Here is a 23,708-nt window from a genome sequence, read left to right on the forward strand (position 1 = left end):
TGCAGAACTGGTTGGCCAGCGCGTTTATGGTGAGCCGTATGTTTCGTATCGAGACAGGAGACGACAAGGAGCGTCGGGATCTGCTCCGCAGACGGCTGCTGGAGACGAACACGGCGGCGTCCCCGGCGCTGCGCGCTCTGCGCGGAACCCCCGCCGAGCGTGAACTCCCGCTCCACGTCTGGGCCCTGGACGAGGACGGCGGCCTGGCCGGAGGCCTGGCGGGCCACACCTGGACGACCTGGCTGCACGTCACCTATCTGTGGGTCGACGACCGCCACCGGGGCGCGGGCCTGGGCAGCCGGCTCCTGACCGAGGCCGAACAGGCCGCCACCGGACGCGGCTGCACCGCCGCCCGCGTCGAGACCTGGGACTTCCAGGCCCCGGACTTCTACCGCGGACACGGCTACGAGGTGGTGGCCGTGATCCCCGACTACCCCCCGGGAATCACGGAGTACACCCTGACGAAGCAGCTTTCCAACCCCTCCCGCGTAAGTTCCAGCCCCTCCGGCGTTTGAGGAGCGGGGGTCCGGGGGCGGAGCCCCCGGGTACGGGAAGGGCAGGGGCGGAGGGGGCGAAACCCCTTGGTCAGCCGATCCGCCGGGCCCCGGCCGAAGGAACGGCGGGAAACACCCGCGGAGCGGTGAAGCCCGCCTCGGCGAAGGCCTCCACCACGGCCTTGGTGATCGAGTCGACATCGGCCGCTTCGAGCAGCACGACCGCCGACCCCCCGAACCCACCCCCCGTCATCCGCGCCCCGAGGGCCCCCGCGGAGTTCGCCGCCGAGACGGCGAGATCCAGCTCGGGACAGGAGATCCGCAGATCGTCGCGCAGCGAGGCGTGACCGTCCGTCAGGACCGGCCCGATCGCGCGGACGTCACCCGCGTCCAGCAGGGAGACGACCCGGTCCACCCGGTGGTCGTCGGAGATGACGTGGCGGACGTAGCGGCGCACGCGGTCGTCGGACAGCCGGGCGAGGGCCGCGTCGAGGTCCTCGTACGCGACGTCGCGCAGATGGGACACGCCCAGCTGCCGCGCCCCCTCCTCGCAGCCCGCGCGCCGCTCGGCGTACGCGCCGTCGCCGAGCGCGTGCTTCACCCGGGTGTCGACGACCAGGAGTTCGAGGCCCTGGGAGGCGAGGTCGAAGGGGATCTGGCGGATGGACAGGTCACGGCAGTCGAGGTGCAGGGCGTGCCCCTCGGTGCAGCACGCCGACGCCGTCTGGTCCATGACGCCGCAGGGCACGCCGACGAAGTCGTTCTCGGCGCGCTGGGCGAGCCGTGCCAGTTCGGGCCGGGTGAGCCCGAGTCCGTACAGCTCGTCGAGGGCGAGGGCCGTGACGACCTCCAGGGCCGCCGAGGAGGACAGTCCGGCGCCGGTGGGGACCGTGGAGGCCAGGTGGACGTCCGCGCCGCCGACGGCGTGGCCCGCCTCGCGCAGCGCCCACACCACACCCGCCGGATAGGCGGCCCAACCGGTGTCCGACCGGGGCGTCAGTTCGTCGACGCGCAGTTCGACGACGGGTCCCTCGATGTCCGCCGAGTGCAGCCGCAGCACCCCGTCCGCCCGGCGGGAGACCGCCGCGACGGCCGTGTGCGGCAGCGCGAGCGGCATCACGAACCCCTCGTTGAAGTCGGTGTACTCGCCGATCAGGTTGACCCGGCCGGGCGCCGCCCAGACGCCCTCGGGCGCGGCGCCGTACAGCTCCTCGAAGCCCTCACGTACCCCCACCTGCTCCACCCGTCAGCCCTTCGTCGTGTTCTTCTGCGCGAACTCCCAGGCGTCCGCGACGATCCCCGCGAGGTCCGCGCGGGACGGGTTCCAGCCGAGCCGCTCGCGGGCGGTCTCGGCCGAGGCGACCAGGATCGCCGGGTCCCCGCCGCGGCGCGGTGCCACGACCTCGGGGATCGGGTGTCCGGTCACCTGGCGCACCGTCTCGATGACCTCGCGGACGGAGAAGCCGTTGCCGTTGCCGAGGTTGCAGATCAGGTGCTCGCCGGGGGCCGCGGCCGTGAGGGCCAGCAGGTGCGCCTCGGCGAGGTCCGCGACGTGGATGTAGTCGCGGACGCAGGTGCCGTCCGGGGTCGGGTAGTCGTCGCCGTAGACGGAGATCGCGTCGCGGCGGCCCTGTGCGACCTGGAGGACCAGCGGGATGAGGTGCGACTCGGGGTCGTGCCGCTCGCCGCTCTCGCCGTAGGCGCCGGCCACGTTGAAGTACCGCAGGGAGACGGCGCCGAGTCCGTGGGCGACGGCCTCGCTGGTGATCATGTGGTCGACGGCGAGCTTGGAGGCGCCATAGGGGTTGGTGGGCCGGGTCGGCGCGGACTCCGTGATCGGGGTGGTCTCGGGCTCGCCGTAGGTCGCGGCGGTGGAGGAGAAGACCAGGGTGCGCACTCCGGCGTCGCGCATCGCGGCGAGCAGGGCCATGGTGCCGCCGACGTTGTTGTCCCAGTACTTCTCGGGCTTCACCACGGACTCGCCGACCTGTGAGAACGCGGCGAAGTGCAGGACGGCGTCGTACGAGGGGTCCAGCCATTTGGCGGCGTCGCGGATGTCGCCCTCGACGAACGCGGCGCCGGCGGGCACGCCCTCGCGGAAGCCGGTCGAGAGGTTGTCGAGGACGGTGACCTCGTGGCCCGCCTCGATCAGGTGGCGCGCGACCACGCTGCCCACATAGCCGGCCCCACCCGTGACCAGGTACTTCCCACTCATGAACTCGCTACCTCTCGCAGTCGCTGAGCCGCGGTCTCCGGCGGCACGTCGTTGATGAACACGTTCATGCCGGACTCGGAACCCGCGAGGAACTTCAGCTTGCCGGAAGTGCGGCGAATGGTGAAAAGCTCGAGGTGGAGCGCGAAGTCGTCCCGGTTGACGCCTTCGAACTCCTCCAGCGGGCCGAAGGGAGCCTGGTGCCACGCCGCGATGTACGGCGTCGGCGGCTCCCCGGCCCCGTCCTCTCCACCGTCCGGTGTGCCGAAGATCCGGTCGAAGCGCCTCAAGAGTTCCAGATAGACCTGGGGGAATTCTGTGCGCGCGCCCTCGTCGAGGCCGAGCAGGTCGGGCACCCGGCGGCGCGGGTAGAGGTGGACCTCGTAGGGCCAGTGGGCGGCGTACGGGACGAAGGCGACCCAGTGGTCGCTCGACAGGACGACCCGCGATCCGTCCGCGGTCTCCCGCGCGAGGACCTCGTCGAACAGGTTCTCCCCGCCGGTCGCCTCCTTGTGCGCGGCGAGCGAGCGCAGCATCAGCGCGGTGCGCGGGGTGGTGAAGGGGTAGCCGTAGATCTGCCCGTGCGGGTGACCGAGCGTCACGCCGATCTCGGCGCCGCGGTTCTCGAAGCAGAAGACCTGCCGGACGGAGGGCAGATGCGACAGTTCGGCGGTGCGGTCCGTCCACGCCTCCAGGACGAGGGCCGCCTGTGCCTCCGTCAGGTCCTTGAAGGAGGCGTCGTGGTCGGAGGTGAAGCAGACGACCTCGCAGCGGCCGGAGTCGCCGGCGAGCGAGGGGAAGCGGTTCTCGAACACCACGACGTCGTACGAGGACTCGGGGATCTCGCTCAGCCGGTCGCCCGAGGACGGGCACAGCGGGCACTCGTTCGCCGGGGGGTGGTAGGTGCGTCCCTGGCGGTGCGAGGCGATCGCGACCGAGTCGCCGAGCAGCGGGTCGCGGCGGACCTCCGAGGTGGTGACGGTCGGGTCGAGCGGGCGCCGGTCCACCGCGTCGCGCACCTGGTCGTCGCCCGCGTCGTAGTAGATGAGCTCACGACCGTCGGCGAGCCGGGTCGAGGTCTTCTTCACAGTCGGACTCCCCATCGACACCCGATCAAACCTTCAAACAGAACCGAACACAACAAACCACAAGCCACCACCGCAGTCAACGTCACAATCAAACAAAGGACACCATCGGAAAGGTGTGCCCCCTTGGAACAGGGGCACAGGTTCCGACCCGACGGGTCCCCGCGACGAAGCGAGTTCTGATGCAGTCCCCCACATACCCGCCCCAGCCGGGCGCCCTGCTCGCCGCCGAGCTGCGACTCCCCACGAACGCACTCGACTACACAATCCTCGGCATCTACTTCGCGGTCGTCCTGGGCATCGGCTTCGCGGCCCGGCGCTCGGTGCGGACGAGCCTCGACTTCTTCCTGTCCGGGCGCTCGCTGCCCGCCTGGATCACCGGCCTGGCCTTCATCTCGGCCAACCTGGGCGCCACCGAGATCCTCGGCATGGCCGCCAACAGCGCCCAGTACGGCGTCTACACCGTGCACTGGTACTGGATCGGCGCCATTCCGGCGATGGTCTTCCTGGGCCTGGTGATGATGCCGTTCTACTACGGTTCCAAGGTCCGCTCGGTGCCCGAGTTCCTGCTCCTGCGCTTCGACAAATGGGCGCACCTGCTGAGTTCGGTCCTGTTCGCCTTCGCCGCCGTCCTCATCGCCGGCGTCAACCTCTACTCGCTCGCGATCGTGGTCGAGGCGCTGCTCGGCTGGCCGCAGTGGGTGGCGATCGTGGTCGCCGGGTTCTTCGTCCTCGCCTACATCACCCTCGGCGGCCTCTCCTCCGCGATCTACAACGAGGTGCTCCAGTTCTTCGTGATCCTGGCGGCCCTGATCCCGATCGCCGCGCTCGGCCTGCACCGGGTGGGCGGCTGGGACGGTCTGACCGACTCCCTCGACAAGACCCACGGCGCCGACTTCACGACGGCCTGGGGCGGCACGGGCATCGGCAGCGCCAACCCGCTCGGCGCCAACTGGCTGACCATCGTGCTCGGTCTCGGCTTCGTCCTGTCCTTCGGCTACTGGACGACGAACTTCGCCGAGGTGCAGCGCGCGCTGTCGGCCAAGAACCTCTCCGCGGCCCAGCGCACCCCGCTCATCGCGGCCTACCCGAAGATCTTCATCGTCTTCCTGGTGATGATCCCGGGCCTGGTGGCGGCCGTCCTGGTCCCGAGGATCGGCACCCCCGGCTCGGACCTCCAGTACAACGACGCGATCCCGTACCTGATGCAGGAGCTGCTGCCCAACGGTGTCCTCGGCATCGCGGTGACCGGTCTGCTGGCCGCGTTCATGGCGGGCATGGCGGCCAACGTCTCGTCCTTCAACACGGTCTTCACGACCGACATCTGGGCGAAGTACGTGGTCAGGGGCCGGGAGGACGGCTACTACGTCCGCTTCGGCCGGGTGATCACGGTGATCGGCGTCCTGGCGTCGATCGGCACGGCCTTCCTGGCCTCGTCCTTCTCCAACATCATGAGTTACCTCCAGACGCTGTTCTCCTTCTTCAACGTGCCGATGTTCGCGGTCTTCATCGTCGGCATGTTCTGGAAGCGGGCGTCGGTGAAGTCGGGCTTCTGGGGCCTGCTGGCCGGTACGACGGCCGCGATGGTGAACTACTTCGTCTTCTACAAGCGGGGCGTCATCGGCTTCCCCTCCGACCAGGGCGCCAACTTCGTCTCCGCGATCGCCGGCTTCGTGGCCGGCGGCGTGGTGATGCTGGGGGTCTCGCTCTTCACCGCCCCCAAGCCGGCGCACGAATTGCAGGGCCTGGTCTACGGGACGGTGTCCCCCGGCATGGCCGAGCCGCCGGCCGCGGGGGACGACGCCTGGTACCGCAGGCCCGCGCTGCTGGGCTGGGGCGCGGTGATCCTGGCGGCCGCCTGCTACGTCCCGTTCTCGTTCTGACGAGTCCCGGCCCGCTACGACGAGAGAGAATCGACTCACCATGTCCGACTATTCGGAAGAAAACCTCCAGCGCGAGGTCTCGGAACTCGAGAAGCAGTCCGCGACCGCGGCCCGGCTGTTCGACATCCGCCGCATCATCGGCGGCCTGTTCGTGATCTACGGCGTGATCGTCACCATCGCCGGCATCACGGCCTCCGACGCCGACCTCGCCAAGGCGGGCGGCGTCAACATCAACCTGTGGACCGGCCTCGGCATGCTCGCCCTCGGCCTGTTCTTCCTGGCGTGGCTGTGGCTGCGACCGCTTCCGGCGCCGGTGCCGGAGGCTCCGACCGAGGAACAGCCTCCGCCGGCGGCGTGACACCCGACGTCCGGGGCCGGGGTTCCCGAGGAGCCCCGGCCGCGGCGCATTGCGTACACCCCTACCAGGCTCTTTACCTCGCCTTCACTCTGTGATCTTCTTCGCCAGGACAGGTACAGACGGCCTCTGGGGAGGGGCCGTGGGGCAGGGGAGAGTCGGCGATGGACACCGCCACGGTGGAAACAGTTCAGCCATGCCCGGAGTGCGGGGCCGAGATCCGCAGGGACAGCCGGTTCCCCTCGTGGTGCGCCGCCTGCGACTGGAACGTCGATCCGGAACCCTCCGAGGAGAAGAAGGGTCGACTCGCCAGGGCCCGGCTGGCCCTGACACGGCGGCACAGTGAGCGACTGCTGGCCGAACTGAGCGCGGGCGGAACCCTGCGTGCCCGACGTGACGCCTCGGCCGTCCTCGCCTTCACAGTCGCTCTGATCGTCCACGCAGTGACCTTGGCCGTGACCGCCAGTGGCATCTGGTTCGTCGTCCGAGGATGGGGCGGCTGGGGGATGGTTCCGGGCGCCTTCCTCCTCGCCCTGGGGTGGTCGCTGCGGCCCCGGTTCGGTCGGCTGCCGAAGGACACCCCCATGCTGCGCCGCGCCGACGCGCCCGAACTCTTCGCGCTCGTCGACGAGGTCGCCCACGTCGCCGGCACCCGCAGCGTCGACACGATCGTCGTCAACGACTGGATCAACGCGGGCGTGGGGAGCTATGGCGTGCGAGGGCGGCGGCTCCTCGTCCTGGGACTGCCCCTGTGGGAAATCCTCTCGCCGCAGCAGCGGATCGCCCTGCTGGGCCACGAGATGGGCCACTACGTCAACGGCGACACCCGCCACGGTCTGGTCGTCGGAACCGCCTACCGTTCGCTGATCACCTGGCACTACTACTTCGAATCCGGCGAGCACGACCCCCTCGACGAGGCGGCCACGCTCCAACTGATCGTCGACCTCCTCTACGTCGTGCCCCGTCTGCTCGTCCTCGGCGTGCTGACGCTTCTGGACCGGCTGAGCATGCGGGCCTCTCAGCGGGCGGAGTACCTCGCCGACCGCGTGGCCGCGCAAGCGGGGTCCACCCAGGCCGCGCTGGAATGGATGGACCGGCTGCTGGTCTCGAACTCGGCCGCCGTGACACTCGGGCGCGAGGTCAACCGGACCGCCCTGAACGGACCGCGCGGCAAGCAGCAGACCGACGCCTGGGCGGCGGGACTGTGGGAACGTCTGGCCGCGGACCTGGCATCGGTTCCGGAGCACGAACGCGAACGGCTGCGCAGGGTCGGCGCCCTGCGGGCCCACAGCGTCGACTCGACCCACCCCCCGACCCATCTGCGCCACGCCTGCCTGATGATCGGGGAACCAGCGCCCCCGACCGTCATAACCGACGAGGAACGAGAGCGCCGGATCGCCGGTGAACTCGCCGACGCCCGCACGAAGGTGGCCCGGCAGATCCTCCAGGACGGCTACTGACGCCGTCAGGGAGCGAACAGGTCGGCCGGGTCGGTCACGTGGACGGCCCGCTCCGACCAGGTCTTGAGCTGCTCCAGGTCGGAACACGTCTGCACGCGAAGCCGGGTGGAGTCGGACACCTCGATGCCGCGTAGCTCCAGGATCCGCAGGATCATCTCGATGCGATCCTCGATGCGCCCTTCGGCTCGCAGCTGATCCGCGACCGGATTCTGGAAGAAGTAGTTCACCGGAGCCATCAGGTCCCTCCGCATCTCGTCCGATTCCGATCCGGCATGCTCAACCAGCTAGGCGACGGCCAGGTCACACCACACGTACTTGCCGGTGTCGCTGTCCTGCCCCAGCGGGTGCCAGCCCCAGTCGTCCGCGCAGGCCCGGACGAGGGCGAGCCCCCGGCCCGCCTCCGCGTCGGAGGCCACCTCCAGGCCGTACGGCGGTGGCACCGGGCTCGCGTCCCAGGCTCCGATCCGCAGCACCCCGTCCCGTCGGCGCAGCCGCAGGGCCGCGGGCCCCTTCGTATGGCGTACGGCGTTGGAGACCAGCTCCGCCGCCAGCAGCTCGGCGACGTCCGCGAGGCGGATCAGGCCGTGCAGGGTCAGGATCAGTCGGACGGTGCGGCGGCAGACCGTCACCGCGCGGGTGTCATGGGGGATGTGCAGGGAGTAGGTCCAGGGTTCGGTTGCGGGCATGGCTGAACTCCGGTTCGGGCGTGGGGAGTCGAGAGTTCGCTGGGGGGCGCGGGCGGTGGCAGTGTCACAGCCGTCACGGCAGGAGGGAGTGGTGCGCTTCCGGGGTCCCGGGGTTCCGCAGCGTGTGCGTCGCGTCACCGACGGTATGGGTAAAATTTGGGCCCGCGCAAGCCGCTGCCGTAATCTTCCCCTCGAAGGTGTCACTGTCCCAGGACAGTTGGGGCGAGGGAGGAATCCATGCCGCGCAGACGGCAGCCGACCGCACGCCAGGAGCGCCTGGGCATCGAACTGCGGAAACTGCGTGAGGCCGCGGGACTCAAGGCACGCGAGGCCGCCGCACTGGTCGGGTCCGACTCCGCCCAGATGAGCCAGATCGAGTCCGGCATCGCGGGCGTGAGCGAAGAGCGGGTACGCAGTCTCGCCGCTCACTACTCCTGCGCGGACGGGGAGTTGATCGAGGCGCTGGTGGCGATGGCGACCGATCGGACACGTGGCTGGTGGGAGGAGTACCGGAGCCTGTTGCCCACGCCGTTCCTGGACCTGGCCGAGTTGGAGCACCACGCCACACGCCGGCTCGATGTGGAGTTCCTGCACGTCCCCGGCCTCTTCCAGACGGAGGATTACGCACGCGCCGTCTTCTCGTACCGGGTTCCCCGACTGCCCGAAAATGAGCTTGAGTTGCGCGTCCGTCATCGAATGGAACGCAAGGCAGTCATCACGGGCCCCGCTCCCGTCCCGTACAAGGCGGTGATCCATGAAGCGGCCCTGCGCATCAGAGTCGGCGATCGGACAGCGGCCAGGAATCAGCTGGCGAGCATCCTGGAGCTCTCCGCAGCGGAACACATCACCGTGCGCGTCATCCCCCTCGAGCTCGACGGCTTCGCCGGAGCCACGAACGCGATGATGTACGTGGGCGGTGCCGTGCCCAAGCTGGACACAGCTGTACGCGACGCACCCCACGGCGCGGGATTCATCGATTCCGAGGCGCAACTGGGCACCTTTCGAACACTCTTCCATATGGTGGAGGCTGTGTCGCTCGAACCCGCCCGTTCGCGTGACTTCATCTACCAGCTGGCGAAGGAACTGTGAGGCGCGCCGTGACCACCCCCGACAGCTGGCAGAAGTCCTCCTTCTCCGGGAGCGGCGACGGCAACAACTGCGTCGAACTCGCCTCTACCCCCGGCCTCGTCCACCTCCGTGAGAGCGACACCCCCGCCACCCGCATATCGACAGCCCCCGGCCCCCTCGCCCACTTCCTGCGCCACATAAAGACCTCGTTTCGCGAGGGCGCCCAGGAAGGGGAAAGCTGACCCCATGACCGACAAACTCACCGTCAGTGTTCTCGGTACCGGGATCATGGGGGCCGCCATGGCCCGTAACCTCGTCCGGGCCGGGCACGGCGTCCGTGTCTGGAACCGCACCCGCGACAAGGCCGAGCCGCTGGCCGCCGACGGCGCGCACGTCGCGGACACCCCGGAGGAGGCCGTACGGGGCGCCGACGTCGTCCTGACCATGCTGCACGACGGCCCGGCCGCCCTCGACGTCATGCGCCGGGCGGAGCCGGGGCTGCGGAGCGGGGCCGTCTGGGTGCAGTCCACCACCGCCGGGGCCGAGGCGATCGGCGGGCTCGCCGAGTTCGCCGGGGCCCACGGGCTCGTCTTCTTCGACGCGCCCGTCCTCGGGACGCGCGCACCCGCCGAGGCGGGGCAACTGACCGTGCTCGCCGCCGGGCCGAGCGCGGCACGCGACACCGTGACGCCCGTCTTCGACGCCGTCGGCGCCCGTACGGTGTGGACCGGCGAGGACGGCGGGGCGGGCAGCGCCACCCGGCTCAAGCTCGTCGCCAACAGCTGGGTCCTCGCCGCCACCGCCGCGACCGGCGAGGTGCTCGCCCTGGCCGGGGGACTCGGCGTGGACCCGCAGGACTTCTTCGACCTCATCGCGGACGGGCCGCTCGACATGGGCTATCTGCGCGCCAAGGCCGCCCTCGTCCTGGAGGACCGGCTGTCCCCGGCCAGCTTCGCCGTCACCACCGCCGAGAAGGACGCCCGCCTGATCGTGGAGGCAGGGCGGCGGAACGGCGTGCGGCTCGATGTCGCCGAGGCCGCCGCCGAACGCTTCCGTCGCGCCGACGCCCTCGGGCACGGCGGCGAGGACATGGCCGCCGCGTACTTCGCGAGCTTCGAGGAGGGGAAGCCCCCCTCCTCGTGAGGCCCGTGGGCCCGTGGGGCCGTGGGCCCGTCAGGCCTCCGGCCCCGTGCGTCTCAGCGGGCGGTGTCCGTGCTCCCGTGGCGTGACTGCGCCGGGACCGGACCCGCCCGGTCCAGCAGTCCCGTGCGGGCCGCGAGTGCCGCCGCTTCGAGGCGGGAGCCCACGCCCAGCTTCATCAGGACCCGCTGGACATGGGTGCGGGCCGTGGACGGGGCGATGCCCATGCCGGCCGCGATGAGCCGGGTGTCCTCGCCGTCGGCTACCCGCACCAGGACCTCCACCTCACGGGGGGTCAGCATCTGGAGCAGCCGCTGGCCCTCGTCGTCCGGCTGGGCGGCGGGGTTGAGCAGCTCGCTGAAGGCGCCCTGGAGCAGTTGCGGGGCCACGGCCGCCTCGCCCGCCCTCGCCTTCATGATCGCGCGCTCGACCCCCTCGATGCGTTCGTCATGGCGTACGTAGCCGGAGGCGCCGGCGGCGAACGCGGCGGCGATCCCGCGCGGGTTCGGTACCGGGCCGAGCACGAGGACCGCCACCTGCGGACGCTCCCGTTTGATCCGCACCACCGGGTCGAAGATCCCCGGCTCGGCGGGTGTCGCCGTGCCGATCAGGCACACCTCGGGTGCCCGTGTGATCACCAGCTCCGCCGCTCCCGCGGCGGGCGCCGCCGCGGCGAGCACCCGGTGCCCGCGCAGCTTCAGCGCCGAGGCCAACGCCTCGGCGAGCAGTCGGTGGTCATCGACCACCATGAGCCGGACTCCCATCAGGCAACCCCCCAGTCCCCCCGAACATCCCCACTGGTTCCCCGTGGATCAGGAGCCCCCCGGCTCTCCATCCCCCGGAAGCTACACGCTTGTTCGACGTCGCGCTTCCCCTACCGGAGAGAACTGCCCCGGAATATCGAAATCCCAACCCAAGGGGAAGTGAAGCGGGGTATGCGTGCGGCCCCGTCCCTGAACAGGGGCGGGGCCGCACACGGTGTTCCGGCCCGGATGAATTCACCCGGAGACACGATCACCCTTTCCTTTCGAAGGTGATCATTTCGGTTCACCCGAAGGTGACGCTCACTTCGTTCCGAAGGCGATCGCCAGGTATGCCTTGTCCGTCGCGGAGGTCGGCTTGTTCGCGTAGACCTGGGCCATGTACAGCCGGCCGTCGCCGTAGAGGAACTCGGCGTACTCCGGGAGCATGCTCATCTCCGCGTCGTGCGTCGACTGGGTCGTGGGGTTCTCCATCAGCGTCGTCTCCTTGAAGGAGGTCCCGTCGATGGCGACGATCTGCCCGCCCTTGTCGTACGGCGGCCGCTTGTACGCGAGGATGCTGGTGCCGTCCATGCGCAGCGGGGTGATGTCGTAGCCGTCACCGGCGTCCGCGCGCTGGCCGGTCTGCTTCCCGGTGGCCAGGTCGAAGGCGACGATCTCGTTGGTCCGGCTGTAGTCGGTGGTCCCCTCGTGCTCCTCCGTCGGGATGTACAGCTTGTCGTTGCCGACCGCGAGCGACTTGCAGAACTCGATCTTGGTGATGCCGTCGCACTTGGCCGCGTACGTCTTGCCGGGGGCCGAGATCTTCGCCCGCAGCTCGCCGGTCTTGTTGTCGATGGAGAAGAAGTCCGAGATGCCGCTGCCGTCACCGGCGGTGTCGCCGACGTCGGCCGCCACGACCAGCGGTTCGGTGGAGACGATGCTGGCGTACTCGATGCCGGGCGTCATCTTGTACTCGGAGATCACCGTCCCGGTCTTCGGGTTGATGGTCTGGATGTGCAGCTGGCGCGTGCTGCCGTACTCGCCGCACTTGCGGACCGCGACCAGCTTCTCGCCGCCGCCGTAGCCGGAGTCGTAGCAGCTGTCGCCCGTCTTCGGCGCCCACAGCGCCTTGCCGGTGGAGATGTCGAACGCGCCGCCGCCGCCCGTGCTGCCCACGGCGACCGTGCTCCCGCTGATCGTCACGTTGTCGAGGTTGATCTGCTGGTCACCGGACTTGACCGTCCGGGTCCAGAGCTTCGCGCCCGCGTCGAGGTCGATGGCGGCGACCTGGGTGCACCCGTGCGAGGGCTGCGTCTTGGTGGGCATGGCCGGCTCGAAGACGACCGCCGTCCGGTTGGCGTCCGTGGTGTGCCGGCTGGCCTGGCACACCGGGCCGGGGAGCTTGACCGTCCAGGTCTTGGCCCCGGTGTTCGGGTCGTAACCGTTGATCTCGGCGTTGCCGGTCTTGGCGTACACCTTGTCGGTGAGCCAGGAGCCGACCGTGTTCACACTCGTGAGGCCCTTGGGCACGGCCGGCGCGGGGAGCTGGAACAGCAGCGAGGACTTGGGGTCGGCCGGCGCCTTCTCCTCGCCGCCGCCCTTCTTGTCGTCGCCCTTGTCGCCGCCGCCGTCGCCACCGGTGACACCGCCCGACTTCCCGACGTCGTGCTTGTCGCCTCCGTCGGAACGCTGCGAGTACAGGAAACCGCCGCCGACGATCAGCGCGATGGCCACCACGGCCGCCACGATGATGAGCAGCTGGCTGTTGGGCTTGCGCCCGCCGCCCGTCTGCTGGGCCTGCGGCTGCATCGGCATGGTCGGCGGCTGCGGGTAGCCGTACGGGTTGGGCTGCTGGCCCGGATAGCCGTAGCCCGGCTGGCCCGGGGGCGGCGTCTGCGGATAGCCGTACGGCTGCTGCGGGGACGCGGGCGGGGGCGTCTGGGGGTAGCCGTAGCCGGGGCCCGCGGCGGGCGGGGGCGTCTGCGGGTAGCCGTAGCCGGGGCCCGCGGCGGCCGGCGGAGGGGTGGGCAGTCCGAAACCGCCCGAGGGCGGGTCCTGGGGTGCGCCGAAACCACCCGGCGGCGGGTCCTGGGGGGCCCCGAAACCCTGCGGGGCCGGAGCCTGCGGTGCCGGGGCCTCAGGCGCGCCGAAGCCCTGCGGGGCCGGGGCCTCAGGCGTACCGGAACCCTGCGGAGCCGGGGCCTCAGGCGTACCGGAACCCTGCGGAGCCGGGGCCTCAGGCGCGCCGAAGCCCTGCGGAGCCGGGGCCTCAGGCGTACCGGAACCCTGCGGAGCCGGGGCCTCAGGCGCGCCGAAGCCCTGCGGGGCCGGGGCCTCAGGCGTGCCGGAACCCTGCGGGGGCGCGTCCTGCGGGGCAGGGGCCTGTGCCGGCGGGTCCTGCGGGGCGCCGGAGTCCTTCGCGAGCGGGTCCCGCGGGGCGCCGGAACCGCCGGGCTCGGGGTCCCCGCCCGGGTTCTGCCCAGAACTCGGGGAAGGGTCCTGCGGGGCGCCGAAACCCTTCGGGGGCTCGTTCGGCGGGGGCGGCTGACTCATGACGTGAATACCTCGGAATGCGTCGGAACGGCGGGCCTGTACGCGTGTGGGGCGCGACGGAACGGGGCGGGGGCGTCGGTCACTTGCCGTAGGCCAGCATCAGCTTCTCCTTCGCCTCGTCGTTGCCCGTCAGCCGGAGCGTGGAGATGTAGAAGCGCCCGTCCACGTAGTCGACGGCCTTCGAGTAGAAGCCGGACTCGATGTTCGCGGTGCCCGCCGGGTTCTGGAGCAGCTTCACGGGGGTGTGGGCGCCGCCGCCCGTCGGGATCGACACGACGCGGCCGCCGCTGTCGTACGACGGTTCGACGTAGGCGAGGAGGTTCGTGCCGTCCGTCCTCATCGGCATCATCGCCGCGTCCCCGGGGGACTTGACGCGCCACTTCTCCTTGCCGGTCGCGAGGCTGAACGCCACGATCTCGTTGGGGCCGCTCTTCGCCTCGGTCGGCAGGTAGACCGTGTCGGCGTCGGCGGCGGTGCCGAAGCAGCCCGTCAGGTCGCGGTTGAGGATCGCGAAGCCGCATTCGGGCGCGAGGCCGTCGTCGCTCTTGAGCTGCGAGCGCAGGGTGCCGTCGCTCTTCAGCGCGGTGATGTTCACCGTCTTCTTCGCGTCGTTGGTCAGGTAGAGCACGACCGGGTCCACGGAGTAGGCGTGCCCGACCCGCCAGCCCTTGGGGATCTTCGTCGTCCACCGGGCCTTGCCGGTGGCCGGGTCCAGCTCCTGCACCTCGTCGTGCTCGGTGCTGCTGCCGGCCCCGCAGGCCGAGACGGCCAGCAGCTTGGAGCCGCCCGCGAATCCCGCCGGGTAGCAACTGGTGCCGTACTTCTTCTTGTCCCACAGCTTCTTGCCGCTGGTGACGTCGTACGCCGTTCCCGACATCGAGCGTCCGACCGTCAGCGTCTTGCCGGTGATGGACAGTTCGACCGTGAGCGTGCTGTCGAACAGTTCGCCTTCCGCTATCTGCGCGGTCCAGCCCTTGGCGCCGGTGTTCAGGTCGATCTGCTGGAGCTGGTTGCACTTCGCGCTGCTGGCGGAGCTGCTCATGTAGGCGATGACGACCTTGTCGTCGGCCGTCTTCTGCGGGGTGACCGCGCAGATCTTCTGCGGGAAGGTCAGCGCGGGCCAGGCGGGCTTGCCGTCACCGACGTCGAACGCGAAGAGCTGCTTGTACGCCGCCTTCACCGCCGTCTTGCCGGTGATCCACATCCCGGGGGCCTCGGCACCCGAACCGGGCGCGTCGGGTGCCGACTTGTACCAGAGGACCTTCGCCTCGCCCGCCTTGCGGCCCGCGTTGAGGTCGTCGTTCTCCTCGCCGCCGTCGCCGCTGCCGTCACCGGGGTTGGCCGTGGCGTCGGAGGCGGGCGCGGACACGGACGGGCTGCTGCTCGGGCTCTTCTCGGCGACGGGCTTCTTGTCGTCACCACTGCCGGTGACGGCCCAGACGGTGCCGCCGACGACGATCAGACCGGCCACCGCGGCGGCGATCACGAGTGCGGGCTTGCCCTTGAACGGGTTCTTCGAGCCTCCGCCGGGCCCCGGGGCGCCGGGGGCGCCCGGGTAGGGCGTCTGGGGCGGATAGCCGTGTCCCGGCTGCTGCCCGTATCCGTAGGGTCCGGGCTGGCCGTACGGGCCCGGCTGCTGCGGCTGTCCGTACGGGCCCGGCTGGGTGTAGGGGCCGGGCTGCTGCGGGTATCCGTAGCCGGGCCCCTGGGGTCCGGCGGGCGGGGTGTTCTGGGGCGCGGGCGCCTGGGGCGGCTGCGCGGGGGGAGGGGGCGTGCTCTGGGGCGCGCCGAAACCGGCCCCCGACCGCGGGTCCGGCGCGGCGCCGCCACCGCCCGTCGGCGGCTGGTCCTGCGGTGCTCCGAAACCGCCCTGCGGCGGCTGGCTCGGCGGCTGACTCATCAGCGCGTCCCCCTCTTCACTGATGTGACACCCCACCGGCGGCGCCGGATTCGCGCCTCGTCCGGTGGATCTCAGACTGTTCTCAGAACGCTCTTTCTATCACTCCGGGGGGCGCGGGCAGGGGGCCGGTGCGCGCCCTGTTCCCAAGGGAGGACCGGGCTGTGATGCCGTCGTTACGCGCCTTCACGCGCCCTTCACGCGGGGCGCGCGAGGCGGGTCCGACCCCGCGGGAACGCCGTCGCGAGGGTCGCTTTCGGCAACTCGGGGGCGCCCGGCGGGACTTGCGCCCCCTTCGAACGGGTCGCGCACGCCGGGCGAACGCGCCGGACGCGCGGCACCTCCGCACTCCGGGAGGCACCGCGCGTCCGGCGGGGGGCTGCCGCCCCTCCGTGTCACGCGTCCGTCACACCTGGGTCACGCGTCCTCGGCCAGCTCCAGCCAGCGCATCTCCAGCTCCTCGCGCTCCCCCGCCAACTCGCGCAGCTCCGTGTCGAGTCGGGCCACCTTCCCGAAGTCGGTGGCGTTGTCCGCGATCTGGGCGTGCAGCTTGGTCTCCTTCTCGGAGATCTTGTCCAACTGGCGCTCGATCTTCTGGAGTTCCTTCTTCGCGGCGCGGGCGTCGGCGGCCGACGCGGCCTTCGCCGGAGCGGGGGCGGCGGCGAGCACGGTGGCCGCGGCCGCCTCCTCCATCTTCTTGCGCCGCTCCAGGTACTCGTCGATACCGCGCGGGAGCATCCGCAGGGTGCCGTCGCCGAGGAGCGCGAACACGTTGTCCGTGGTGCGCTCGATGAAGAAGCGGTCGTGGGAGATCACGATCATGGAGCCGGGCCAGCCGTCGAGGAGGTCCTCGAGCTGGGTGAGGGTCTCGATGTCGAGGTCGTTGGTGGGCTCGTCGAGGAAGAGGACGTTGGGCTCGTCCATCAGCAGACGCAGGATCTGCAGCCTGCGGCGCTCACCACCGCTGAGGTCCCCGACCGGCGTCCACTGCTTCTCCTTGTTGAAGCCGAACGTCTCGCACAGCTGCCCCGCGGTCATCTCGCGGCCCTTGCCGAGGTCGACGCGGTCGCGGACGGACTGGACGGCCTGGAGGACCCGCCAGGTGGGGTCGAGTTCGCCGACCTCCTGGGAGAGGTAGGCGAGCTTGACGGTCTTGCCGGTGACGATCCGGCCGGCGGCGGGCTGCTTCTCGCCCTCGCTGCGGGCGGCCTCCGCGAGGGCGCGCAGCAGGGAGGTCTTGCCCGCGCCGTTGACGCCCACCAGACCGATGCGGTCGCCGGGGCCGAGCTGCCAGGTGAGGTGCTTGAGCAGGACCTTGGGCCCGGCCTGCACGGTCACGTCCTCCAGCTCGAAGACGGTCCTGCCGAGCCGGGAGTTGGCGAACCGCATCAGCTCGCTCTTGTCGCGCGGCGGCGGCACGTCGGCGATCAGCTCGTTGGCCGCCTCGACGCGGAAGCGCGGCTTGGAGGTGCGGGCGGGCGCGCCGCGGCGCAGCCAGGCCAGCTCCTTGCGGACCAGGTTCTGCCGCTTGACCTCCTCGGTCGCGGCGATGCGCTCACGCTCGGCGCGGGCGAACACGTAGTCGGAGTAGCCGCCCTCGTACTCGTAGACCGCGCCCTTCTGTACGTCCCACATCCGGGTGCAGACCTGGTCGAGGAACCAGCGGTCGTGCGTCACGCAGACCAGCGCGGAGCGGCGCTCGCGCAGGTGCTGGGCGAGCCAGGCGATGCCCTCGACGTCCAGGTGGTTGGTGGGCTCGTCGAGGATGATCAGGTCCTGCTCCTCGATGAGCAGCTTCGCCAGCGCGATGCGGCGGCGCTCACCGCCGGAGAGCGGGCCGATCACGGTGTCGAGGCCCTGCGGGAAGCCGGGCAGGTCGAGACCGCCGAAGAGGCCCGTCAGCACGTCCCGGATCTTGGCGTTGCCCGCCCACTCGTGGTCGGCCATGTCCCGGATGACCTCGTGGCGCACGGTGGCCGCGGGGTCGAGCGAGTCGTGCTGGGTGAGCACGCCGAGGTGCAGGCCGCCGGAGTGGGTGACCCGGCCGGTGTCGGCCTCCTCCAGCTTGGCGAGCATGCGGATCAGCGTGGTCTTGCCGTCGCCGTTGCGGCCGACGACGCCGATGCGGTCCCCCTCGCTGACGCCGAGGGAGACTCCGTCGAGCAGTGCACGGGTGCCGTACACCTTGCTGACGGACTCGACATTGACCAGGTTGACGGCCATTTCTCTCCTGAACAAGGGGGACGATCGACCCTCAAGGGTAGTCCGCGCGGCGGACGTCCCCCGCCGCGCGTCCTTTCGTCCCCCCGGCCGGGCACGGTCGCCTCAGCCGATCACGGTCGCTCCCGGCGCCGGGGACTCCGTGACGCGGACCGCCCGGCAGGTGCCCGAGGCGAGGAGTACCCGGCCGATGGTCCGCGCGGTCTCGGCGTCCGGCGCGAGGAACGCCGTGGTCGGGCCCGAACCGGAGACGAGCGCGGTGAGCGCGCCGGCCGCGCGGCCCGCCGCGAGGGTGTCGGCGAGGGCGGGGAAGAGGGAGAGGGCCGCGGGCTGGAGATCGTTGGAGACGGTGCGCGCGAGGGAGCCGGCGTCGCCCTTGGCCAGCGCGTCCAGCAGGTCCTGCGAGGCGACCGGCTCCGGGACGTCCGCGCCCTCGTGCATCCGGTCGAACTCCCGGAAGACCGCCGGGGTCGACAGCCCGCGCTCGGCCATCGCGAAGACCCAGTGGAAGGTCCCGCCGACCTCCAGCGGGCGCAGCTTCTCGCCCCGGCCGGTACCGAGCGCCGCCCCGCCCACCAGGGAGAACGGCACGTCGCTGCCCAGCTCGGCGCAGATGTCGAGGAGTTCCTCGCGCGGGGCGTTCGTGCCCCACAGGGTGTCGCAGGCGAGCAGCGCGCCGGCTCCGTCCGCGCTGCCTCCGGCCATGCCGCCCGCGACGGGGATGTCCTTGGCGATGTGGAGGTGCACGGCGGGGTCGACGCCGTACCTGCGGGCGAGCTCCAGGGCGGCGCGGGCCGCGAGGTTCGTCCGGTCGAGGGGCACCTGGGCGGCGTCGGGGCCCTCGCAGGTGACGCGCAGCTCGTCCGCCGGGGTGACGCTCACCTCGTCGTACAGGCCGACCGCGAGAAAGACGTTGGCCAGGTCGTGGAAGCCGTCGGGGCGTGCGCCGCCGACCGCGAGCTGGACGTTGACCTTGGCAGGGACGCGTACCGTCACCGTCTCCGTCACGGCTGGGTCGACTCCTCGTTCTCGGGGGCGGGCTCGGAAGCGGTCTCGGGGGCGTAGCGCCGGCCGGCGGCGGCGCTCCCGGTGGCGTCGCCGTGGTCCGCCGCCACGCGGTTCTCCGCGATCCGGACGAACTCCTCGACGGTCAGCGACTCCCCGCGGGCCTGCGGCGAGATCCCGGCGGCGACGAGCGCGGCCTCGGCGGCGGGGGCGGAGCCGGCCCATCCGGCGAGGGCGGCGCGCAGGGTCTTGCGGCGCTGCGCGAAGGCGGCGTCCACCGCGGAGAACACCTCGGCCTTGGTGGCCGTCGTGCTGATCGGCTCGGCGCGCCGGGTGAGCGCCACGAGACCGCTGTCGACGTTGGGCGCCGGCCAGAAGACGTTGCGGCCGATGGCGCCGGCCCGCTTCACGTCGGCGTACCAGTTCGCCTTCACCGACGGCACGCCGTACACCTTCGAACCGGGCGGGGCGGCGAGCCGGTCGGCGACCTCGGACTGCACCATCACGAGGGTGCGCTCGATGGTCGGGAAGGTGTCGAGCATGTGCAGCAGGACGGGCACGGCGACGTTGTACGGGAGGTTCGCGACCAGCGCGGTCGGGGGCGGGCCCGGCAGCTCCCTCACGTGCATGGCGTCCGAGTGGACCAGCGCGAACCGGTCGGCGCGCCCGGGCATGCGGGCCTCGACCGTCGCGGGGAGGGCGCTCGCGAGGACGTCGTCGATCTCGACGGCGACGACCCGGTCCGCCGTCTCCAGCAGGCCGAGCGTCAGCGAGCCGAGGCCGGGACCCACCTCCACGACCACGTCGTCGGGCCGCACCTCCGCGGTCCGCACGATGCGGCGCACCGTGTTCGCGTCGATGACGAAGTTCTGGCCGCGCTGCTTGGTGGGCCGTACGCCGAGGACTGCCGCGAGTTCGCGGATCTCGGCGGGGCCCAGGAGGGCGTCGGAGGTGGGGCTGGTCACGAGCCAAGGGTACGGGGGCCGGGGCCGGGCCGTGCAGCCCCGGCCCGTGGCGCCGGTGCCGGACCGTACCTGCCGGTGCCTGCCAGCGCCAGCCGTGCCTACCGGTGCCGACCGTGCCAGTGCTGGTGCCGACCGTGCCTGTCGTGCCGGTGCCGATGCCGATGCCGACCGTGTCTGCCGGTACCGCCGGTGCCAGTCGTGCCAGTGCCAGTGTCGACCGTGCCTGCCGTGCCGGTGCCGGTGCCGGTGCCGACCGTGCCTGCCGGTGCCAGCCGTGCCGGTGCCGGTGCCGACCGTGCCTGCCGGTGTCAGCCGTGTCGGTGCCGACCGTGCCTGCCGTGCCGGTGCCGGTGCCGACCGTGCCTGCCGGTGCCAGCCGTGCCGGTGCCGGTGCCGACCGTGCCTGCCGGTGTCAGTCGTGCCGGTGCCGGTGTCAGCCGTGCAGTCGCGGCCCGCAGTGCGGCCAGGCGCTCGTCCCCCGGCGCGCGTACAGCTTCTTGGCCCTGAGGGTCTGTTCCGCGGCCGGGGCGTCCTGGGGGCGCCCGCTGCCGCCGAGGGCGTGCCAGGTACGGGTGTCGAACTGGTAGAGGCCGCCGTAGGTGCCGGACGGATCCACGGCCCCGGGCCGGCCGCCGGACTCGCACGCGGCGAGACCGGACCAGTTCAAGCGGTCGGCGCCGCCGGAGGAGGGGTGCGGCTTCGTGCCCACCCTGACCAGCTGGGCCCGCGGCCGCCGCACCACCTCGGACCGGACGAGCCGGGGCCTCTGCCGGACCCCGTCGACGGTGCGCAGGCTGTAGGTGAGGCGCCATGCCCCGTACCGGCCGGGGCGGTCGACGACCTCGGCGCCCTCGAACAGCGAGGGGTCGTCCGTCCGCCGCACCTCGAACGGGATCCGTCCCTCGCGGACCTCCCTGGTCCCGGTGACGCGCAGGACGGTGACCGTCTGCCCGTCCCGCGGGAAGCTCCCGGCCGGGACGGAGGTCGTGTCCTGCCCGTGCAGGGTGACCCCGGCCTCCGCGACGGCCTCCGCGACGCTCGCGGCGTTCGTGCGGATCGTGCGCGCCCGGCCGTCGGCCATGATCGTGACCGCGCGTTCGGTCCGCACGTCGAGCGCCAGTCCCCCGGGCCCGATGCGCCGGGAGCGCGAGGCCGACAGGTGGGCGCCCTCGGCCCGCACCCCCAGCCGGCCGAGCGCCCCCTCCACGGTGCGCTCCGTCGTCCACACCCTGCGCCGCTCGCCGTCGACGGTGAGGTACACCGGGTGCCCGTAGCGCACCACGACCTCGTCCCCGCTGGTGAGGGCGGTGCCGGGGGCGGGCGCGACCACGTCGTGCGCGCCCACCTTCACGCCCTCGTCGGCGAGCAGTTCCGTCACGTCGTCCGCGAAGGTGTGCAGCGTGCGCGGTCGGCCGTCGACGCTGAGCTCGATCGCCTTGTCGTTGGCGACGAACGCGGAGGTGCCACCGGCCAGGAAGGCCACGACCAGGGCCTGCGGCAGGAGCCGTCGCAGGGACTCCGGGCGCTCGGGGACACGCCTGCGCCGGGCCGCGTGGCGCGCCCCGGCCCGGCCGCCCGTGCCGCGCGCCCCGGCCCGGCCGCCCGTGCCGCGCTCCCCGGCCCGCCCGTCACCGGGGCCGCCACCGCCGCCCTCGTACGCCTCATGCGCCCCGTCAGGAGCCCGCACGGCGACCGGGACGTCCGGCCACGGACGCTGCAGGCGGGGCTCGGTGGGCGCGTCGGGCGCCACGGGCACGGCACGGGCGCCGGGCGCACCGGGCGGCCCGGGCGCGTCCGGCGCCACGGGCACGGCGGCGCGCGCCTCGCGGGCCGGGCGGTGCGGATCCGGGAAGAGCCCGGCGTACGGCTCGTGGGGCCGGTACTGCCCGTGACCGCGGTACGCGTCGTGGTCGACCCGCGTGGCCTCGGCCGCCCCGGACCGGCCGGGCGCCTCGGGCTGACCGGACGCGCCCGGCGCTCCGGGCCGACCGGGTACACCGGGCGGGCCGGACGGACCGGGCGGACCGGACGCGCCGGGCGGGCCGAGCGGGTCCGCCGTGGTGGGCGCGGTGGGCGCGGCGGCGCCGGTGACGCCGACGACGGTGGCGGCCTCGGCGCCACCGGTCGGTCCGTACGTCTCGTACGTCTCGTACTGCTCGTACCGCGAGCTGCTCACGACGACACGCTCCAGGGTCCGGATCGGGCGACCAGAACCTAGCGGAGCGACCGTCACTCTCCCAAGCGACGCGACTACGCCGTGTCGCGAAACTTCCTCACCGAGGACCCCGGGGCCACGCCGGGTCAGTAGTCGAACGCGCGCGCGGTGTTGGCGGAGATCGAGGCCGCCAGGGTGTCCTCGTCGATCCCCCGCACCGCGGCCATGGCGCGCACCGTGACCGGGACGAGGTACGGGGCGTTGGGCCGTCCGCGGTACGGCGCGGGCGTCAGGAAGGGCGCGTCGGTCTCGACGAGGACGAGTTCGAGCGGGGCCACGGCCAGCGCGTCGCGCAGCGGCTGGGCGTTCTTGAAGGTCATGTTGCCGGCGAAGGACATGAAGTAGCCGGCGCGGGCGCAGATCTCCGCCATGTCGGCGTCGCCGGAGTAGCAGTGGAAGACGGTCCGCTCCGGGGCGCCCTCCTCCGCCAGGACGCGCAGGACGTCCGCGTGCGCGTCGCGGTCGTGGATGACCAGGGCCTTGCCGTGCCGCTTGGCGATCTCGATGTGGGCGCGGAAGGAGCGCTCCTGCGCCTCCTTGCCCTCGGGACCGGTGCGGAAGAAGTCCAGTCCGGTCTCGCCGACGCCCTTGACGTGCGGGAGGGCGGCGAGCCGGTCGATCTCCGCGAGCGCCTCGTCCAGCGCCGCGTCGCCGCCCGGCTGCCGGGCGCCCTGCCGGGACCACCCGTCGGGGTCGCCGAGCACGATGCGAGGGGCCTCGTTGGGGTGCAGGGCGACGGTGGCGTGGACGGCGTCGTGCGCGGCCGCCGTCTCGGCCGCCCAGCGGGAGCCCTTCACGTCGCAGCCGACCTGGACGACCGTCGTCACTCCGACCGACGCGGCCTTGGCGAGGGCCTCGTCGACCGTGCCGGACTGCATGTCGAGATGGGTGTGCGAGTCGGCCACGGGAACGCGCAGGGGCTCGGGGAGCGGCGGTGCGGCGTTCTTGTCGGCGGCGGAAGCGGAGGAAGGCATGCCCCGATCCTACGAAGGGGGCATGCCCGGCCTCACCTCGCGGGGAGCCGGGAGGCCGTCCCGTGGGCCCCGTCCGGTCCGGTCAGTCCGCCCGGCGGTGCTGGAACGGGTGCAGCAGGTCCGACAGGTGCCAGTGGTGCGGCTCGTCCGGGGTGTCGGAGGAGCCGGCCCGCGTCTCCCCCTCCGGACCGTCCTCGGGCTGCTGCTGCGGTACCGGACGGCGCGGGCGCCGCGTCGTGGGGTGCTGCATGGATTCACGGGCGGACGACACCCGGCCGGCGCGCATGATGCGCACCACGTGGCTGTCGCAGTTCAGACAGGTGGGCCGGCTGAGCGGCGACGGCACGACCTCGCCGTCCGCCACGTACACGACGTACTCGGAGCCTTCCGTGTCGCGGTGGTGCTCGATCTCGTACGACTGCTCCCAGCCCTGCCCGCAGCGCATGCAGGCGAAGGAATACGACTCGTGGACGACGGCCGTCGCCGTGCCGCGGTGCCTGGTCGGTTCGGTGACCTGACCCGCGGCGCCACCGCTGGTCCGTCCTGTGGTCTCACTCATGCCAGCCGCTCCTCTTGTCCGCTGGACAAGCACCCCCGTCGGCGGAACTCCCCCGGAATCCCACCGGTTCGCCGGAGGCGAGGGACGGGTGCGTCCCTTCGTCCAGTGGACGCCTCTCCCGGCGCGAACGCATCCGGCCTGCCGAGTGTTGGAGCCGTTTTGGGCTTTCCTTGTCGGAAGGCTCCCCTCACCCG

The 23,708-nt window shown here is 71.9% G+C and carries 21 protein-coding genes; 7 read left to right on the plus strand and 14 right to left on the minus strand.

Annotation, left to right across the window (positions count from 1 at the left end):
• Positions 1-26: 26 nt before the first annotated feature.
• Entirely contained in the window at positions 27-515 is a 489-nt protein-coding gene (locus ACICHK_RS17385) for a GNAT family N-acetyltransferase (RefSeq protein ID WP_406841250.1), read from the plus strand.
• Positions 516-585: 70 nt separating this feature from the next.
• Here the strand turns inward: ACICHK_RS17385 and galK are convergent, their stop codons facing one another.
• From galK to galT, 3 genes are read right to left on the minus strand one after another with little or no spacing between them, the layout of a single operon-like run.
• Positions 586-1,728 (minus strand): galactokinase, encoded by a 1,143-nt coding sequence (gene galK / locus ACICHK_RS17390; protein ID WP_406837615.1) that lies wholly within the window; start codon positions 1,726-1,728, stop codon positions 586-588.
• Between the two features lie 12 nt (positions 1,729-1,740).
• Positions 1,741-2,709: a UDP-glucose 4-epimerase GalE gene (galE, locus tag ACICHK_RS17395; protein ID WP_406837616.1), complete on the minus strand. Its 969-nt coding sequence runs from the start codon at positions 2,707-2,709 to the stop codon at positions 1,741-1,743.
• Complete coding sequence (gene galT, locus ACICHK_RS17400) at positions 2,706-3,794, minus strand: galactose-1-phosphate uridylyltransferase (protein WP_406837617.1); 1,089 nt, start codon at positions 3,792-3,794, stop codon at positions 2,706-2,708. Before galT ends, galE begins: the two co-directional genes overlap by 4 nt.
• A gap of 179 nt (positions 3,795-3,973) precedes the next feature.
• On the opposite strand from galT, the gene ACICHK_RS17405 reads away from it, so the two are divergent.
• The 3 genes from ACICHK_RS17405 (at position 3,974) to ACICHK_RS17415 (ending at position 7,489) form a co-directional block, all read left to right on the plus strand.
• Positions 3,974-5,674 (plus strand): sodium:solute symporter family protein, encoded by a 1,701-nt coding sequence (locus ACICHK_RS17405; RefSeq protein WP_406837618.1) that lies wholly within the window; start codon positions 3,974-3,976, stop codon positions 5,672-5,674.
• A gap of 40 nt (positions 5,675-5,714) precedes the next feature.
• The gene (locus tag ACICHK_RS17410) at positions 5,715-6,032 is read left to right on the plus strand and encodes a hypothetical protein (protein ID WP_406837619.1); all 318 of its coding nucleotides are present in this window, start codon (positions 5,715-5,717) and stop codon (positions 6,030-6,032) included.
• Between the two features lie 161 nt (positions 6,033-6,193).
• Entirely contained in the window at positions 6,194-7,489 is a 1,296-nt protein-coding gene (locus ACICHK_RS17415; protein ID WP_406837620.1) for a M48 family metallopeptidase, read from the plus strand.
• A gap of 5 nt (positions 7,490-7,494) precedes the next feature.
• Here ACICHK_RS17415 and ACICHK_RS17420 read toward each other — a convergent pair whose 3' ends face one another.
• The gene (locus ACICHK_RS17420; protein WP_406837621.1) at positions 7,495-7,725 is read right to left on the minus strand and encodes a hypothetical protein; all 231 of its coding nucleotides are present in this window, start codon (positions 7,723-7,725) and stop codon (positions 7,495-7,497) included.
• A gap of 48 nt (positions 7,726-7,773) precedes the next feature.
• Positions 7,774-8,175 carry an ATP-binding protein gene (locus ACICHK_RS17425; RefSeq protein WP_406837622.1) on the minus strand — a complete coding sequence of 134 codons (402 nt, stop codon included), beginning with the start codon at positions 8,173-8,175 and terminating at the stop codon, positions 7,774-7,776.
• 237 nt (positions 8,176-8,412) lie between these two features.
• Between ACICHK_RS17425 and ACICHK_RS17430 the strand changes: the two genes are divergently transcribed.
• Genes ACICHK_RS17430 through ACICHK_RS17440 form a run of 3 tightly spaced genes read left to right on the plus strand, consistent with a single transcriptional unit; the run spans position 8,413 to position 10,386 of the window.
• Positions 8,413-9,264 carry a helix-turn-helix domain-containing protein gene (locus ACICHK_RS17430; RefSeq protein WP_406837623.1) on the plus strand — a complete coding sequence of 284 codons (852 nt, stop codon included), beginning with the start codon at positions 8,413-8,415 and terminating at the stop codon, positions 9,262-9,264.
• Positions 9,265-9,272: 8 nt separating this feature from the next.
• The gene (locus ACICHK_RS17435; protein WP_103553560.1) at positions 9,273-9,485 is read left to right on the plus strand and encodes a DUF397 domain-containing protein; all 213 of its coding nucleotides are present in this window, start codon (positions 9,273-9,275) and stop codon (positions 9,483-9,485) included.
• 4 nt (positions 9,486-9,489) lie between these two features.
• Positions 9,490-10,386: an NAD(P)-dependent oxidoreductase gene (locus tag ACICHK_RS17440; RefSeq protein WP_406837624.1), complete on the plus strand. Its 897-nt coding sequence runs from the start codon at positions 9,490-9,492 to the stop codon at positions 10,384-10,386.
• A gap of 53 nt (positions 10,387-10,439) precedes the next feature.
• On the opposite strand, the gene ACICHK_RS17445 is transcribed toward ACICHK_RS17440, so the two are convergent.
• From ACICHK_RS17445 to ACICHK_RS17485, 9 genes are all read right to left on the minus strand, one after another.
• The gene (locus ACICHK_RS17445) at positions 10,440-11,147 is read right to left on the minus strand and encodes a response regulator transcription factor (RefSeq protein ID WP_151471345.1); all 708 of its coding nucleotides are present in this window, start codon (positions 11,145-11,147) and stop codon (positions 10,440-10,442) included.
• Positions 11,148-11,447: 300 nt separating this feature from the next.
• Positions 11,448-13,679 (minus strand): PQQ-binding-like beta-propeller repeat protein, encoded by a 2,232-nt coding sequence (locus ACICHK_RS17450; RefSeq protein WP_406837625.1) that lies wholly within the window; start codon positions 13,677-13,679, stop codon positions 11,448-11,450.
• Positions 13,680-13,758: 79 nt separating this feature from the next.
• Positions 13,759-15,579 (minus strand): PQQ-binding-like beta-propeller repeat protein, encoded by a 1,821-nt coding sequence (locus tag ACICHK_RS17455; protein ID WP_406837626.1) that lies wholly within the window; start codon positions 15,577-15,579, stop codon positions 13,759-13,761.
• Positions 15,580-15,993: 414 nt separating this feature from the next.
• Positions 15,994-17,799: an ABC-F family ATP-binding cassette domain-containing protein gene (locus ACICHK_RS17460; protein ID WP_406837627.1), complete on the minus strand. Its 1,806-nt coding sequence runs from the start codon at positions 17,797-17,799 to the stop codon at positions 15,994-15,996.
• A 102-nt stretch (positions 17,800-17,901) separates the two neighbouring features.
• Entirely contained in the window at positions 17,902-18,804 is a 903-nt protein-coding gene (locus ACICHK_RS17465) for a 4-(cytidine 5'-diphospho)-2-C-methyl-D-erythritol kinase (protein WP_406837628.1), read from the minus strand.
• Positions 18,801-19,766 (minus strand): 16S rRNA (adenine(1518)-N(6)/adenine(1519)-N(6))-dimethyltransferase RsmA, encoded by a 966-nt coding sequence (gene rsmA, locus ACICHK_RS17470; RefSeq protein WP_406837629.1) that lies wholly within the window; start codon positions 19,764-19,766, stop codon positions 18,801-18,803. Before rsmA ends, ACICHK_RS17465 begins: the two co-directional genes overlap by 4 nt.
• A gap of 433 nt (positions 19,767-20,199) precedes the next feature.
• Positions 20,200-21,942, minus strand: a complete 1,743-nt coding sequence (locus ACICHK_RS17475) for a ubiquitin-like domain-containing protein (RefSeq protein ID WP_406837630.1) — start codon at positions 21,940-21,942, stop codon at positions 20,200-20,202.
• Positions 21,943-22,067: 125 nt separating this feature from the next.
• Complete coding sequence (locus ACICHK_RS17480) at positions 22,068-22,955, minus strand: TatD family hydrolase (RefSeq protein ID WP_406837631.1); 888 nt, start codon at positions 22,953-22,955, stop codon at positions 22,068-22,070.
• A gap of 82 nt (positions 22,956-23,037) precedes the next feature.
• On the minus strand, positions 23,038-23,514 hold the full coding sequence (locus ACICHK_RS17485; protein ID WP_406837632.1) for a hypothetical protein: 477 nt from the start codon (positions 23,512-23,514) through the stop codon (positions 23,038-23,040).
• Between the last annotated feature and the right edge of the window lie 194 nt (positions 23,515-23,708).

Source organism: Streptomyces sp. AHU1 (assembly GCF_045343905.1).
Taxonomy (GTDB): Bacteria; Actinomycetota; Actinomycetes; order Streptomycetales; family Streptomycetaceae; genus Streptomyces; species Streptomyces triticiradicis.

Bases quoted from the DNA above. Each gene is read 5' to 3' on its own strand.
- galE (WP_406837616.1), bottom strand. From the start codon at position 2,709: ATGAGTGGGAAGTACCTGGTCACGGGTGGGGCCGGCTATGTGGGCAGC.
- ACICHK_RS17430 (WP_406837623.1), top strand. From the start codon at position 8,413: ATGCCGCGCAGACGGCAGCCGACCGCACGCCAGGAGCGCCTGGGCATC.
- ACICHK_RS17415 (WP_406837620.1), top strand. From the start codon at position 6,194: ATGGACACCGCCACGGTGGAAACAGTTCAGCCATGCCCGGAGTGCGGG.
- ACICHK_RS17420 (WP_406837621.1), bottom strand. From the start codon at position 7,725: ATGGCTCCGGTGAACTACTTCTTCCAGAATCCGGTCGCGGATCAGCTG.
- ACICHK_RS17425 (WP_406837622.1), bottom strand. From the start codon at position 8,175: ATGCCCGCAACCGAACCCTGGACCTACTCCCTGCACATCCCCCATGAC.
- ACICHK_RS17410 (WP_406837619.1), top strand. From the start codon at position 5,715: ATGTCCGACTATTCGGAAGAAAACCTCCAGCGCGAGGTCTCGGAACTC.
- ACICHK_RS17485 (WP_406837632.1), bottom strand. From the start codon at position 23,514: ATGAGTGAGACCACAGGACGGACCAGCGGTGGCGCCGCGGGTCAGGTC.
- ACICHK_RS17460 (WP_406837627.1), bottom strand. From the start codon at position 17,799: ATGGCCGTCAACCTGGTCAATGTCGAGTCCGTCAGCAAGGTGTACGGC.
- ACICHK_RS17440 (WP_406837624.1), top strand. From the start codon at position 9,490: ATGACCGACAAACTCACCGTCAGTGTTCTCGGTACCGGGATCATGGGG.
- ACICHK_RS17455 (WP_406837626.1), bottom strand. From the start codon at position 15,579: ATGAGTCAGCCGCCGAGCCAGCCGCCGCAGGGCGGTTTCGGAGCACCG.
- ACICHK_RS17405 (WP_406837618.1), top strand. From the start codon at position 3,974: ATGCAGTCCCCCACATACCCGCCCCAGCCGGGCGCCCTGCTCGCCGCC.
- ACICHK_RS17385 (WP_406841250.1), top strand. From the start codon at position 27: ATGGTGAGCCGTATGTTTCGTATCGAGACAGGAGACGACAAGGAGCGT.
- ACICHK_RS17445 (WP_151471345.1), bottom strand. From the start codon at position 11,147: ATGGGAGTCCGGCTCATGGTGGTCGATGACCACCGACTGCTCGCCGAG.
- ACICHK_RS17450 (WP_406837625.1), bottom strand. From the start codon at position 13,679: ATGAGTCAGCCGCCCCCGCCGAACGAGCCCCCGAAGGGTTTCGGCGCC.
- ACICHK_RS17480 (WP_406837631.1), bottom strand. From the start codon at position 22,955: ATGCCTTCCTCCGCTTCCGCCGCCGACAAGAACGCCGCACCGCCGCTC.